The organism is Solidesulfovibrio carbinoliphilus subsp. oakridgensis, from assembly GCF_000177215.2.
GTDB lineage: Bacteria > Desulfobacterota > Desulfovibrionia > Desulfovibrionales > Desulfovibrionaceae > Solidesulfovibrio > Solidesulfovibrio carbinoliphilus.
Genome location: NZ_CM001368.1, coordinates 1,686,040 through 1,698,482, shown reverse-complemented (window position 1 = coordinate 1,698,482; position 12,443 = coordinate 1,686,040). Strand labels below are relative to the sequence as shown.

The following is a 12,443-nucleotide window of genomic DNA, read 5'->3' as shown; positions in this document are numbered from 1 at the left end:
TGTCGCATGAAGTCGGGAATCCTTCCGCCACATCGGCCGGGGCCGGTGGCGCGTGTTGCGAAACGGACCCCCTCCCTGTAGCGCCAAGTGCCCTTTGCGGCAAGGGGCGCTTGGCCCCATCCGGTGGGCCGATCCTGTCTTGGGCGTGAAATCAGGCCTGGCGGCCCGCCCGATCTTGCGAAAATGTCATTTGCGGGGCGCGGGGGACGGGAGCTGTCCGGCGGTGTCGCAGTAGAGCAGGGTGGCGCCGAAGATGGCGAAGGGAAAAAGGACGATGTTGACCACCGGAATGAGGAGCGGCAGCCCGAAGCCCAGAAGGAGCAGGGGCCGCCTGGCCAGGGCCCGCAGCCGGACGCCGAACCGCGGTTCGTCCCGGCAGAAGGCGAAATCCAGGAAATCGAAGGCGAGCAGGCAGGCCGCGGCCACCGGGGCGAGCAGCTGTCCGACGACGGGCACGAAAAAGAGCAGGACCGGCAGCACGGCCACGAACACGGCTTTCTTGATTTCCTCGGCCATGACCCGCCACCAGGGCAGGTCCCGGGCCGCCGCCTGGGCCTCGCCCCGCAGGCGGCGGACCATGCGGCCGGCGATGCCGTCGTAAAGCGGCGAGGCCACGATGTTGGCCGTGACCATGAAAAGGAAATACATGAGCACCACGGCCAGCAGATAGAGGAGGTAGCGGACCACGTGCAGGTACAGCCAGGCGAGGACCCCGGCGAGGCCGGTGGCGGCCGGGTCCGGGACCCAGAGGCGGCCGGTCAGCCAGTCGCCGCCCGGGCCCACAAGGCCGAGGCCCAGGGCGAAAAGGGCCAGGGTCAGGACAAAGGGCACCACGGCCACGGCCAGATAGCCCTTGTGGGCCAGGGCGAAGCGGATGCCCTTGGCGTGGGCGAAAAGGCCTTTGGGAAAGGCGGTCAGCACGGTTTGGCCTCCATGGATCGCAATGGTGGCGTTCCGAGGCTCCCGGGCGGTTCCGGGAGCCGGCTCATCAGGCCTGGGGCTCGTCCGGGACGGCCGCCGGTTCCTCGGCCGGGGACAGCCGTCGGGCCAGGGTGCCGTGGCAGCCTTCGGCCTCGTCGTCGGCCGCGCTCGTGATGCGCGTGACCTGAAAGGGCATGCCAAGGGCGTCCAGATCGACGTGCTTTTTGGCTTCCTTGACGGCGTGGGCCTCGTTATGGGCTGAGACAACAACGTATTCGGTTTCCGATACATCTTTTTTGCGGCGAAACCAGCTCGTTGTCACGTTGACCTTGGTGGCGAAATAGACACGGAATTTTTTCATGATGCGCGGCTCTCCAAAAAGCTCCCCCGGCGCGGCAGGCGTTCGCTTGCCTGGTTCAGGCGGCAGGGGTAAGGATAGTACGTCAAGGCCGGGGAGCCGGCAAGTCTTTACGACCGGCCCCGGGTTGTCGCGGCCGAAGCCGGCGGCAGGGCTCCTCGACCGCACGGTCGTCCCCGCCGCCGGTCCGGTCACAGGAAAAGATCGCAACGGCCGGGGACCCGAGCCGAGACGGAGGACGACATGAACCGTGTGCGCTGGTGGGCGGCCGGCCTGGCCGCCGCCGTGGCCCTGGCCGCCGCCCCATCCCTGGCCGCCGCAAAGTCCCCGCCCGCCCGGGAAGGCCATCCGGCGCAGGAACTCCAGGCGGCCAAACGGCTGGCCTGCGCCTACGTGCAGGGCATAAACGCCGGATTCACCCCGCAGGGGCGCGTCAACCTAAAGCCCCCCCTCGACCCCAACACGCCCGGACTCTCCATCAGCCTGGTCGATCCGGACCGGAAACGGGCCGTCCTCGAGGAAGACGCCCTGGAAACGCCGGGTGTCTACATGCTCTCGACAGAAGGGCTGACCGTTTTCGTCCGGTATCCGGGGGGCGGCGTGACCGTGGTCACGGTCTATCCCATGTATTCGGGCGCGTCGGACAGTTTCCTCATGGTCTCCTCGCACCACGGCGCCGCGACCATGCCGGCCATGTCCCAGCGGTACGGACTGTGCCGGCTGGCGTCGGAAACTCCCGCCGCGCCGGCTCCGGCCCCGCCGGCCGCTCCGGGGCAGAGGCACCCATGAGGCCGGCCTTTCTGGCTTTGGGTCGGGCGGTCCTGGTGACCGCCCTGGCCCTTGGCCCGTCCCTGGCCCGGGCGGACCTGGACGACGCCGAGCGGGCCTATGACCGGGGCGACGACGCGGCGGCCCTTCGGGAATTGCGGCCGCTGGTGGCCAAAGGCAGCCCGTCGGCCGCGTATCTTCTTGGCATCATGCGCGAACGCGGACGCGGCGGTCCGAGGGACCCGGCCGAGGCGGCCAAGTGGTTTCGCAAGGCGGCCGACGGCGGCAACGCCGGGGCCATGGTGGCCCTGGCGGTGCTCCACCTGCGCGGGGATGGCGTGGCCCAAAGCGACGCCTTGGCCGGGGACTGGCTCAAAAAGGCGGCGGCCAAAGGGTATGACAAGGGCATCTTCCTGCTCGGCATGATGCGGCTGGAGGGCCGGGGCGGTCCGGCCTCGGACGCGCCCGCCTATCTGCGGCGGGCGGTTCTGGCCGGCTCCGGCGACGCGGCCTTCGTCCTTGGCGACATGCTGCTCAACGGCCGGGGGGTGGGCCGCGACCCGGCGGCCGCCTACCGGCTGGCCCTGTCCGGGCTGGCCAATCCCAAGATCGAGGCGTTGACCCGCAACCGTCTGGCCACCCTGGCCGAGGCCGCCAAAAAGGAGCTCGATCCCACGGTGGCCCGGGCCATCGCCGGCAAGGAGGCGGCCCGGCTGCAGGCCGGCCCGGGGCAGGCGGCGCGCCGGCCGAGAACCGGCTCCGGCTTCATGGTCAGCCGGGTCGGCCATGTCTTGACCAACGCCCACGTGGCCGACGGGTGCGGCCGGATCATGGCCACGGTGGACGGGCATCAGGTCGCGGCCGCGCTCCTGCGGGTCGACCGGGCAAACGATCTGGCCCTCCTGAAGCTGGCCGTGGTCCCGAACCGGGCCTTGGCCTTTCGGGAAGGCGGCGACCTGCCGGCCGGTGCGGTGGTGTCCGCGGCCGGGTATCCCGGGGAATCGGCCGTCTTCGACCGCCTGCGCGTCACCACCGGCCGGACCCGGGAACTGGCCGCCGGAGCCGGTCCCCGGGGGGAGCAGGCGATGACCGCCGAAGTGCTGCCCGGCAACAGCGGCGGGCCCCTGCTCGACGCCGCCGGCCATGTGGCCGGCGTGGTCAAGGCCAAGCGCGACACCCGGGCCATCCAGGCCCAGGCCGGGGACGCGCCGGCGGAAATGGGATTCGCGGTGCCCCTGTCCGTCGTGAAAGGCTTCCTGGCCCAGGCCCAGGTGCCTGTGACCACGGCCCCGGCCGGCCGGGTGCTCGACGCTCCGGCCCTGGCCGCGGCGGCCTCCGGCACGGTCCTCCCGCTTTTCTGCCTGCCTGCCGGCCCGGCCGGCCGTTAGTGTGGCGCTCGCTGAAAAATATGCCACTATTTTTTAGAAAAACAAGTATTTAAGTATCTTATACTCGAAATGCGCATGCACGAATTTCGAGAACGCCGCACCTGACCACCCCTGCGACCATCCGACTCTCCCGCCTTCCCGTCCTGTGTGACGGCCAAACCTCCGGCGTCCTGCCGGACTCCTCCGGCCCTCCCTGCCCGGCCGGGATGGGCCGGAATTCCGGCCACGTCCATGGCCGGTTCTCCCGGTGGCGCGGGCGCAAAAAAGGCCGGAACCCGAAGGTCCCGGCCGGTGCGCCCTTGATTTCCGGACAGCCGCTTTAGAACTTGTAGGTCAGGCCGAAAGCGACCTTCCACGAGTCGCCGCTACGGGCCTTCTCAGCCAGGCGGTGTCCCCAGACGCTGGTCTGGAACTCGCCGTGGGCCCAGCCGGTCTCGAGGACGGCGGCCAGGTTCTCATAGATCATGTACTTGCTGTCGAAGTTCACGCCCATGGCGTACTCGTTCACGGTCAGGTCGCGACCCATCACGAAGTAGGGGTTGCTGCCCATCAGCGCGTTGATGTCGCGGATAGCCCGGGCCGAGTTGTTGCCACGGAGGTAGGTGTAGGTCAGGCGGTGGGTCAGCTTCTCGATGAAGGAGATGTTGTCCAGAGAAGCGCCGAGGCCCCAGGCGCCGACCGGGTTCATGCCCATGTTGGAGTTCTTGGCCAGTTCCTGCGAATCGTCGAACAGGAAGCTGTTGCCCGGACCCCAGTTGGGGCGGACCTGCGGCATACGCTCGGAACCGTTGCGGGTGGAGCCGTCTTCACCGGTGGACCACCAGCCGAAGACCTTGGGGGTCAGGACGTCCCAACCGGTGTACTCCACGCCGAGGTCGATGAACCAACCGCCGCGCTGGCTCTTCTTGCGATCGGCCTGGGCGCCGGCGCCGTAGATCACGTCGCCGTAGAACTTGATCGGATCCAGAACGGTCAGCTCCAGGGAAGTACCAGCCCACCAGTAGGCGTTCTGCGAGTTCTTCCACAGGGCCGGGGTGGCGAAGGTGCCGGCGGAGACCAGGTTTTCAGCGAAGTTCTGCGAGCTGAAGGTAGAACCGCTGGTGGTGAAGTACGTGGCGTTCTTGCCGGCAACGCCGATCATGCCCCAGGGGGTGGCCTTGAAGCCGTCCAGGGTGATGGGCAGGGCCAGGAAGTACACGTCGAACTCGTCGGCCACCTGGGTGGTGGTGGTGTCGAAGGTCCGGTTGGCGTCAACCAGACGGCCGAAACCAGCCAGCAGGCCCAGGGTGTTGTCGATCAGCGGGGCGTTGATGACCAGGGAGGCGATGCGGTCGCCACCGAAGACCGGGTTGCCGTAGAACATCTTGCTGATGGGCAGGTCGATGTCCTGGAGACCGGCGGTCACTTCGATGTCACAACCGGGCCACTTGAACTGCAGGAAGGCCTGGTAGACGGCGATGGCGACTTCCGGGTTGGCGGCGGTCAGCGTGCCGTGGCCCCAGGTGTCTTCCACCTTGATGCCCAGACGGAACTTCACGGCCTCGTTGGCCACGAAGTCGGAGCGCAGGCGAAACCGTTCCCAGATCTCGAAGCGGTCTTCGGTCTTGGTGCCGGCGCGGTTGTACGTCGGGGTGTTGGACGTCCAGGAGGCGTTGTTCCAACCGGTGAAGTTGTGCTCGGCGAAGAAGACGCCGTAGATGCGGGCGTCGCCGACCATCTTCACCTCGGTGGCCGCCTGGGCGCTGGCGAAGGCGCCCAGGGCGAACACCGCGACAAGGGCGATGGTGAGAATGCGTTTCATAATTCCTTCCTCCAAAAATGCGGTTGCAAACCGGAAACCGTAGGCGCTTGCGGGGCTGGAAGAGGGCGAATCCTCCAACCTTCACGGTTTCCTCTCTACCTCGGGATTGTGACCATTGCAAGGCAAAAGCGGTTCTTTTTTATACAGTGGTAAAAAAATTTTTACCTATTACAAAAAAGTAATGTTCAAGCCGCGGGCACAAAGAAAAAGGCCGGGGCGGCGAGCCCCGGCCTTTGCCATCGGAAGCCGTGCAGGAATCTAGAACTTGTAGGTCAGGCCGAAAGCGACCTTCCAGGCGTCGGCGCTGCGAGCCGCCGAAGCCAGGCGGTGGCCCCAGACGCTGCTCTGGAACTCGCCGTGGGCCCAGCCGGTCTCGACGACGGCGGCCAGATTCTCGTAGATCTGGTAGGTGCTGTCCAGGTTGACGCCCAGCACGTGTTCGTTGGTGGTCAGGTCACGCCCCATGGTGAAGTAGGGGTTGCTGCCCATGTAGGTGTTCAGGAAGCGGATGGCCTTGGGCGAGTTGTTGCCCTGGACGTAGACGAAGGTCAGGCGGCTGGTCAGCTTCTCGATAAACGAGATGTTGTTGAGCGAAGCGCCGATACCCATGGAACCGATGGGGTTCACGCCCATGTTGCCCTGCTTCAGGAGATCCTGGGAGCAGTCGAACAGGAAGCTGTTGCCCGGGCCCCAGTTGGACAGGACGGAGGGCATGCGCTCGGAACCGTTGCGGGCGGAGCTGTCTTCGCCCGTGGACCACCAGGCAAAGGCCTGCGGAGTCAGGACTTCCCAGCCGGTGTACTCGGCGCCGAGGTCGATGAACCAGCCCTGGCGCTTGTCCTTCTTGCGGTCGGCGGCGTTGCCCGATCCGTAGATCACGTCGGCGTAGAACTTGACGGGATCAAGGGCGGTCACCTCGAAGGTGCTGCCGGCCCACCAGTAGGCGTTCTGCGAATTGCGGAAGCCCGTGGGGGTCAGGAAGGTGCCGGCGGACAGCAGGCTGTCGGCGAAGGTGGAGTTGGGGCCGTAGGAACCGGCGGTGAAGTAGTTGGCACTGCTGCCGGCAACGCCGATGGCGCCCCAGGGCGTGGCCTTGAAGCCTTCGAGCGTGATGGGCAGGGCCAGGAAGTAGACGTCGAACTCGTCGGACACCTGGGTGGTGGTGGTGTCGTAGGTCCGGTTGGCATCCAGCATGCGGGCGAAACCGGCCGTGACGGACAGGGTGTTGTCGATCAGCGGCGAGGTCACGACCAGGGCGGCGGCGCGGTCGCCGCCGAAGACCACGGAGTCGGTGAAAAACGCGGTGGCCGGCAGGGACAGGTCCTGCAGACCGGCCGTCACTTCGATGTCGCAGTTCGGCAGCTTGAACTGCAGGAAGGCCTGGTAGACGGCGATCTGCACGGCCGGGTTGGCGGCGGTGAAGGTGCCATGGCCCCAGGTGTCTTCCACCTTGATGCCCAGACGGAACTTCACGGCCTCGTTGGCCACGAAGTCGGAACGCAGGCGGAACCGTTCCCAGATCTGGAAGCGGTCTTCGGTCTGGGTGCCGGCGCCGGTGTAGGCGCCGGAATTGTTGTCCCAGGAACCCGTGCTCCAGCCGGTGAAGTTCTGGTTGGCGTTAAACGAGCCGTACACGAAGGCGTCACCGACCATTTTCACTTCGGTGGCAGCCTGGGCGATCCCGGCCAGACCCAGCACCAGGGTGGCCAAGAGAGCCAATTTGGCGAAACGTTTCATAAAATCCTTCCTCCTTGGAATCGTAACAGTAGCAACCGGCTTCCGATCCGGCCGGCGGGTGGCGTCCCGCCGCGGTAGCTTTCAATAATGTTATCGATCACCAAATGGCAATACGAAAACGGGGTTTTTTTTGACGCCGGTCAAATTTTTTTTACGGGCAAGGTCGGCCGGCAGGCATGCCTGCGGCGCGGGCGCGCAAAAAAAGGCCGGGCTTGCCGCCCCGGCCTTGGGTCGTCCTTTGCAACGACGCGGATTCCCTGGGACGTATAGGGGGGGCCCCAGGCGATCTTGAGCGGATCGCCGTCGCGGGACTTCTCGGTCCGGGGGTGGCTCCAGAGGGTGGTCTGGAACGGGCCGTGGGCCCAACCGGTCTCCAGGAGGGCCGACAGGCTCTGGGAGATCTGGCCGGTGGCGTCCCGGCCGACGCGGATGATGCTCTCGTTCCCGGTCGGGTCGCGCCCATGGTGAAGGAGGGGTGCTGCCCGGGGAGGTGTGCAGGAAGCGGAGGGCCTTGGCCGGGGTGTTGCCGCCCAGGCAGACGGCGGCCGGGCGGCCGGTCAGCTTCTCCAGGCACGCGGTTGTGTTGCGCGACGCGCCACGGCGGCGGGAAGGGTGCCATGGCCCCAGGCGTCTTGCGCCGTGTCGCCCCGGCGGGGGACGCCACGGCCTCGTTGGCAGGAAGCCGGAGCGCGGTCGGGACCGTTCCCAGCTCCTGACGCGGTCTTCGGTTTGTTTGCCGGCGCCGGTGTAATTGCCGGAATTGTCATTCCAGGCGCCGATGTCCCAGCCCGTGCAATTGTGGTTGGCGAAGTCGTTTATTCCCCGATGTCGCGAAGTCGCAACTCGATTTCCGGCACCCCGGAGAAATAGGTGATCTTCGGGGTGAAGGCGACCCGGACCGTGGCCCCGGCCAGGCTTTCACGGATGTCGGACGCCATGCGCCAGGCCTTGCCGCGCAGGGTGACCCCGGCGGCCGGGTCGCGCAGGGACAGGGCCACGTGGTTGTCGCCAAAGCCGCGACGGGACAGGACCTTGACCGGCGGCGAGGCAAAGACCGGTTCCGGGTTGCCGCAGCCAAAGGGCTCCATGAGGCCTATTTCCCGCACCAGGGCGGCCGTGACCGCCCCAAAGGACAACTCGGCGTCGAGTTTGAGGGAAGGCAGCGGGGCCACCGGGCCGAGGGCTTTGGCCGCGGCCGCGTCGAAGCGCTCGGCCAGCAGGGACAGGTTGTCCGGCACGATGGAAAGGCCGGCCGCCATCTTATGGCCGCCAAAGGTGTTGAGGACCTCCCCGATCTCGGTCAACAGGCCATGGAGGTCGCATTCGGGGATGGACCGGCCGGAGCCCTTGAGGAGCCCCTTGGCCTCGTCGGCGGTCAGGATGAGCGTCGGCCGGTAGCGGCGCTCAGCCACCCGCGAGGCCACGATGCCGATGACGCCCTGGTGCCAGTGGGGCGCGAAAAGGGTCAGGCCGAAGCGGCCAGGCCTCTCGGCCGCCTGGTCCATGGCCTCGGCCAGGATGGCGTCCTCCTCGGCCCGGCGGCGGGTGTTTTCGGCGTCGAGCTCGGCGGCCAGGGGGCGGGCCGTGTCCAGGTCCGGGGCCAGGAGCAGGGCCAGGGCGGCGTCGGGGCGGCCCATCCGGCCGGCGGCGTTGATGCGCGGGGCCAGGCCGAAGGTGACCTGGGAGGCGCCAAGGGCCGCCTTGGGGTTGTGGCCGCTGGCTTCCTTGAGGGCATGGATGCCGGGCCGGCGGGCCTCGGCCAGGAGCAGCAGCCCGTTTTTGGCCAGGATGCGGTTGGGACCGCACAGGGGGACCACGTCGGCCAGGGTGCCGAGGGCCACGAGATCGAGCAGGCGGCGGACGTCGGTCGGCTCGCCGGGGAGCAGGCGGTTGACGGCCGCGGCCAGGAAAAAGGCCACCCCGACCCCGGCCAGGTCCGTTCCCGGCCCGGGGCCGAGCTTGGGATTGGCCACGGCGTTGGCCGGCGGCAGCTCGGGGCCCGGCAGATGGTGGTCCGTGACGATGACGTCAAGGCCGAGCTCCCGGGCCCGGGCCACCTCGGCGATGCCGCCGATGCCGCAGTCCACGGTGACCAGGAGGCTCGCTCCGTCCCGGGCCAGTTCCTCGATGCCGGCGATATTGAGGCCGTAGCCCTCGGCCGCCCGCTCGGGCAGGCGCCACAGCGGGGAAAAGCCGCGCTCGCGCAGGAAATCGACGAGCAGGGCCGTGCCGGTGATGCCGTCCACGTCGTAGTCGCCCCAGACGGCCACGGTCCGGCCGGCAACGAGGGCCTCGGCGAGCAGGGCGGCGGCCGCCTCCATGCCGGGGATCTCGTCTGGCCGCATGAGAAGGCGCAGTCCCGGGCACAGGTAGGCGTCCATGGCTTCGGCCGTGGTCAGGCCCCGGTGGTAGAGCAGGGCGGCAATGGCCGGGGAGAGGCCCAGGGCCTCGGCCAGGGCGTCGGCCGTGGCGGCGGACACCCCTTGGGACGGGAAAATCCATTTCTTGGACAACGGTCGCTCCAGGGAAAAAAGGGCACCTTGCCCCGGCCGGGCCGGCAACGCAAGGGTGGCCCGATGGTGCGCCCCTGAAAGAATGGTGGCCTGTCTTTTCAGGGAAACGTAATTATTCAGGCATGTTGATTTAGAACTCGCGGGCCGGGCGCCGGAACCCCGGCCCTAGGCCAGGGCGGCGGCCAAAAGGGCGGGATTGCGTGCGGCCAGGGCGGCGCCGGTCAGGTCCAGGGCGGCGGCCAGGGACAGGCCGATGCCGAGCGCCATGGCCTTGGTCGGCAGGGTGCCGGGCTCGGTCGTGCCCGAGAGCTCCCTGGCGCAGGCGTCGGCCAGGCAGAGGAGCCGGGCCGGTTCCGGACGGCCCGGGGCCGCCTGCGGGGCGTGGTGCCAGTTGACGGGCTCGGTCAGCGGCTCGGGCAGGTTCCAGGACCGCAGGGCCATGGCCCCGATCAGGCCGTGGTCAAGGCCCATGTGGAGGTCCTCGGCCTCGTGCCAGGGGAGGTTCTGGGCGGCGACCAGGGCCTGTTCGGCCAGCCAGTCGTCCGGCCGGTACAGGGCGGTCAGCAGCTTGCCGAGGTCGTGGAGCACGCCGGCGGTGAAGGCGTCGTCCGGGTCCATGGCCCCGGTTTCCCGGGCCAGGGCCATGGCCGCCACGGCCACGGCCAGCTGGTGTTCGAGGTGGACCGACAGGTCGAAGCCCGGGGGCAGGGCGCGCCTGGCAGCCAGTCCCCGGATGCCGAGGGCCAGGACCAGGGTCCGGACCTCGCGCAGGCCGAGCACGGCCACGGCCCGGCCCACGGACCGGATCTCGGACTGCAGGCCGTAGAAGGCGGAGTTGGCCAGGGCCAGAAGCCGGATGGACAGGCCCTGGTCCTCGGCGATGGCCGCGCCGATGGCCGTAAGCGGCGAGTCGGCCTGGTCGTCGGTCAGGCGGAAGAGGCGGGTCAGGAGGTCCGGCGAAAAGGGCAGATCGCTTTGGATGGCCGGGAGGTCTAGGAGGAAGCGCTGGCCGCGTTCCTGGCTCATGGGGCGGCCGGGTCCCCGCCGTCCGGAGCATCGGAGCCGCCCGGGAGGCTGGGGGCGGCCGGATCTTCCGGCGCGGCGGCCGGTTGGGGCGCTTTGGCCGGGGCCTGCGCCTTGGCCAGGCCTTTTTCCTCGAGAAAGGCGGCGAACCGGCGGGATTCCGCGTGCTCGGGATTGAGGACCAGGGCTTTTTGCAGGTATTCCATCGCCTTTCTATAATCCTTCTTGTCGAAGAAGGCCCGGGCGATGTTGAACATGAGGTTGTCGTCGCGAAGGGCCAGGTTCTCGGCCCGCTGGTAGTAGTCGAGGGCCTGGTCGAGCATCTTGTTTTTGCGCAGGTTCATGCCGAATTCGTTGAAAAGGTGCTTGTGCTCCTTGTCAAAGGCCGCATCCAGGCGGACCAGGCGCTGGAAGATGTCGTCGGCCTTGTTGGACTCGCCCCGGTCGAGGTAGGTGAGCCCCAGGCCGAAGTTGGCCCGGATGTTCTCCTCATCCACGGCCAGGGCCTGGCCGAACTCCAGCTCGGCGCTGAAGATCTCGCCTTTTTCCCGGTGCCGCTCGCCCTTCTGGATGACCATGTTGAGTTCGCGCAGCCTCGGATAGACGGTGGTGACGTAGAATTCCGGTTCCGGGGAGAACTTGTCGAGCAGCTCTTCGAGGCCCACGTGGCGCTTGGGGCCGGAAGGAACGTAATTTTTGTTGAGCGGCTGGAGTTCCAGCGTGCCGGACGGGTCTTCCTCCACGAACCAGTACATCTTCTGGATGGTGCGCCGGGTGGTGGTGCCCGTGCCCACCTTCTGGATGGCCTGGGTCGAGAAAATGCCCTTGATGCGGTCCCGGGGTTTGCCGGAACCGCCCGCGTGGTCCCCGGAGGCCGGCTTGGCCGGCGGGGCGGTGGGGTCTTGTTTCTGGGTCATTTTCTCTCGGAAAACCCTGTCGCTATTTCTCTGCGAATAACCGGAAAGCGGGAACAGGGTCAACGCCCAAGACGGGCCGGGACCTCAGATGGCCGCCTCCCACTGGACGAGCAGCTCGCGCAGGAGGTCCGGATGGTAGCGGGGGCGGCGGCGTTCGGCCATGTAGACGGCCCGAAGGTCCTCGTAGGCGGCTTCCAGGCCGTCGTTTTCCACCCAGTAGTCGAACAGCGGGGCCGCCTCGATCTCTCTGGGCGCGGCCGCCAGGCGCCTGGCCACCACCTCGGGCGAATCCGTGCCCCGGCCGGACAGCCGGCGGGACAGTTCGGACCGGGACGGGGGCAGGATGAAGACGTAGGCCCCGCTGCCAAGGCTCTGGCGCAGCTGGGCCGCGCCCTGGATGTCGATGTCGAAAAGCATGTCCCGGCCGGCGGCGAGCGCCTGCCGCACCGGCTCGAGGGGCGTGCCGTAGAAGTTGCCGTGGACCTCGGCCCATTCGGCCAGCCTGCCCGCCTCGCGCCAGTCGAGAAAGGTCTCGCGGGTGAGGAAATGGTAGTCCACGTCCGGGGTTTCGCCCGGGCGCGGGGCCCGGGTGGTGGCGGAAACGGAAAAGGACAGGGCGGGAAATTCGGCGCACAGGCGTTTTATGAGCGTGGACTTGCCCGTCCCGGACGGCGCGCAGACCACGAGGAGCAGGCCGAGGCGTCTAGCCGGCATGGTCGTCCTCCTCCACGGTGAACCGGGCGCCCAGGGTTTCGGCCTGGATGCCGGACAGGATCACGTGGTTGGAATCGGTTATGATGATGGAGCGGGTCTTTCTGCCCTGGGTCGCGTCGATCAGCCGCTTCTCGGCCCGGGCGTCCTCGCGCAGGCGGCGCATGGGCGAGGAGGCGGGGTTGACGATGGCCGTCACCCGGGCCGCGGCCACGTAGTTGCCGAAACCGATGTTGAGCAGTGCTTGGCGCATGGCGTCACCTTGGACGAAGCGGAAAAAGGGATCGGACAATACGGACAGGCGGC

Annotated in this window: 11 protein-coding genes; 2 read left to right on the top strand and 9 right to left on the bottom strand. The window is 67.9% G+C overall.

Features of this window, described 5'->3' with window-relative positions:
• Nucleotides 1-186: 186 nt before the first annotated feature.
• Both DFW101_RS07430 and DFW101_RS07425 read right to left on the bottom strand, forming a co-directional pair.
• Entirely contained in the window at nt 187-921 is a 735-nt protein-coding gene (locus DFW101_RS07430; protein ID WP_009180897.1) for an EI24 domain-containing protein, read from the bottom strand.
• A gap of 67 nt (nt 922-988) precedes the next feature.
• Entirely contained in the window at nt 989-1,282 is a 294-nt protein-coding gene (locus tag DFW101_RS07425) for a hypothetical protein (protein ID WP_009180896.1), read from the bottom strand.
• Nucleotides 1,283-1,522: 240 nt separating this feature from the next.
• On the opposite strand from DFW101_RS07425, the gene DFW101_RS07420 reads away from it, so the two are divergent.
• Both DFW101_RS07420 and DFW101_RS07415 read left to right on the top strand, forming a co-directional pair.
• Nucleotides 1,523-2,068: a hypothetical protein gene (locus DFW101_RS07420; RefSeq protein ID WP_009180895.1), complete on the top strand. Its 546-nt coding sequence runs from the start codon at nt 1,523-1,525 to the stop codon at nt 2,066-2,068.
• Nucleotides 2,065-3,435 carry a tetratricopeptide repeat-containing serine protease family protein gene (locus DFW101_RS07415; RefSeq protein ID WP_009180894.1) on the top strand — a complete coding sequence of 457 codons (1,371 nt, stop codon included), beginning with the start codon at nt 2,065-2,067 and terminating at the stop codon, nt 3,433-3,435. Before DFW101_RS07420 ends, DFW101_RS07415 begins: the two co-directional genes overlap by 4 nt.
• Nucleotides 3,436-3,754: 319 nt before the next feature.
• Here the strand turns inward: DFW101_RS07415 and DFW101_RS07410 are convergent, their stop codons facing one another.
• From DFW101_RS07410 to DFW101_RS07380, 7 genes are all read right to left on the bottom strand, one after another.
• Nucleotides 3,755-5,236 carry an outer membrane homotrimeric porin gene (locus DFW101_RS07410; RefSeq protein WP_009180893.1) on the bottom strand — a complete coding sequence of 494 codons (1,482 nt, stop codon included), beginning with the start codon at nt 5,234-5,236 and terminating at the stop codon, nt 3,755-3,757.
• A gap of 258 nt (nt 5,237-5,494) precedes the next feature.
• Nucleotides 5,495-6,973, bottom strand: coding sequence for an outer membrane homotrimeric porin (locus tag DFW101_RS07405; protein ID WP_009180892.1), 1,479 nt, complete (start codon nt 6,971-6,973; stop codon nt 5,495-5,497).
• An 815-nt stretch (nt 6,974-7,788) separates the two neighbouring features.
• Nucleotides 7,789-9,486 (bottom strand): single-stranded-DNA-specific exonuclease RecJ, encoded by a 1,698-nt coding sequence (gene recJ / locus DFW101_RS07400; protein ID WP_009180891.1) that lies wholly within the window; start codon nt 9,484-9,486, stop codon nt 7,789-7,791.
• A gap of 165 nt (nt 9,487-9,651) precedes the next feature.
• Complete coding sequence (locus DFW101_RS07395; protein WP_009180890.1) at nt 9,652-10,512, bottom strand: HDOD domain-containing protein; 861 nt, start codon at nt 10,510-10,512, stop codon at nt 9,652-9,654.
• Nucleotides 10,509-11,426: a tetratricopeptide repeat protein gene (locus DFW101_RS07390; protein WP_009180889.1), complete on the bottom strand. Its 918-nt coding sequence runs from the start codon at nt 11,424-11,426 to the stop codon at nt 10,509-10,511. The genes DFW101_RS07395 and DFW101_RS07390 overlap by 4 nt, the downstream gene beginning before the upstream one ends.
• Nucleotides 11,427-11,510: 84 nt before the next feature.
• Nucleotides 11,511-12,140 (bottom strand): guanylate kinase, encoded by a 630-nt coding sequence (gmk, locus tag DFW101_RS07385; protein ID WP_009180888.1) that lies wholly within the window; start codon nt 12,138-12,140, stop codon nt 11,511-11,513.
• Nucleotides 12,130-12,390 carry a DUF370 domain-containing protein gene (locus tag DFW101_RS07380; RefSeq protein ID WP_009180887.1) on the bottom strand — a complete coding sequence of 87 codons (261 nt, stop codon included), beginning with the start codon at nt 12,388-12,390 and terminating at the stop codon, nt 12,130-12,132. Before DFW101_RS07380 ends, gmk begins: the two co-directional genes overlap by 11 nt.
• Nucleotides 12,391-12,443: the final 53 nt, after the last annotated feature.

What these genes read in the sequence shown, in the direction of transcription:
- DFW101_RS07425 (WP_009180896.1), bottom strand. Translation starts at nt 1,282, where the DNA reads ATGAAAAAATTCCGTGTCTATTTCGCCACCAAGGTCAACGTGACAACG.
- DFW101_RS07390 (WP_009180889.1), bottom strand. Translation starts at nt 11,426, where the DNA reads ATGACCCAGAAACAAGACCCCACCGCCCCGCCGGCCAAGCCGGCCTCC.
- DFW101_RS07380 (WP_009180887.1), bottom strand. Translation starts at nt 12,390, where the DNA reads ATGCGCCAAGCACTGCTCAACATCGGTTTCGGCAACTACGTGGCCGCG.
- DFW101_RS07405 (WP_009180892.1), bottom strand. Translation starts at nt 6,973, where the DNA reads ATGAAACGTTTCGCCAAATTGGCTCTCTTGGCCACCCTGGTGCTGGGT.
- gmk (WP_009180888.1), bottom strand. Translation starts at nt 12,140, where the DNA reads ATGCCGGCTAGACGCCTCGGCCTGCTCCTCGTGGTCTGCGCGCCGTCC.
- DFW101_RS07420 (WP_009180895.1), top strand. Translation starts at nt 1,523, where the DNA reads ATGAACCGTGTGCGCTGGTGGGCGGCCGGCCTGGCCGCCGCCGTGGCC.
- DFW101_RS07415 (WP_009180894.1), top strand. Translation starts at nt 2,065, where the DNA reads ATGAGGCCGGCCTTTCTGGCTTTGGGTCGGGCGGTCCTGGTGACCGCC.
- DFW101_RS07410 (WP_009180893.1), bottom strand. Translation starts at nt 5,236, where the DNA reads ATGAAACGCATTCTCACCATCGCCCTTGTCGCGGTGTTCGCCCTGGGC.
- DFW101_RS07395 (WP_009180890.1), bottom strand. Translation starts at nt 10,512, where the DNA reads ATGAGCCAGGAACGCGGCCAGCGCTTCCTCCTAGACCTCCCGGCCATC.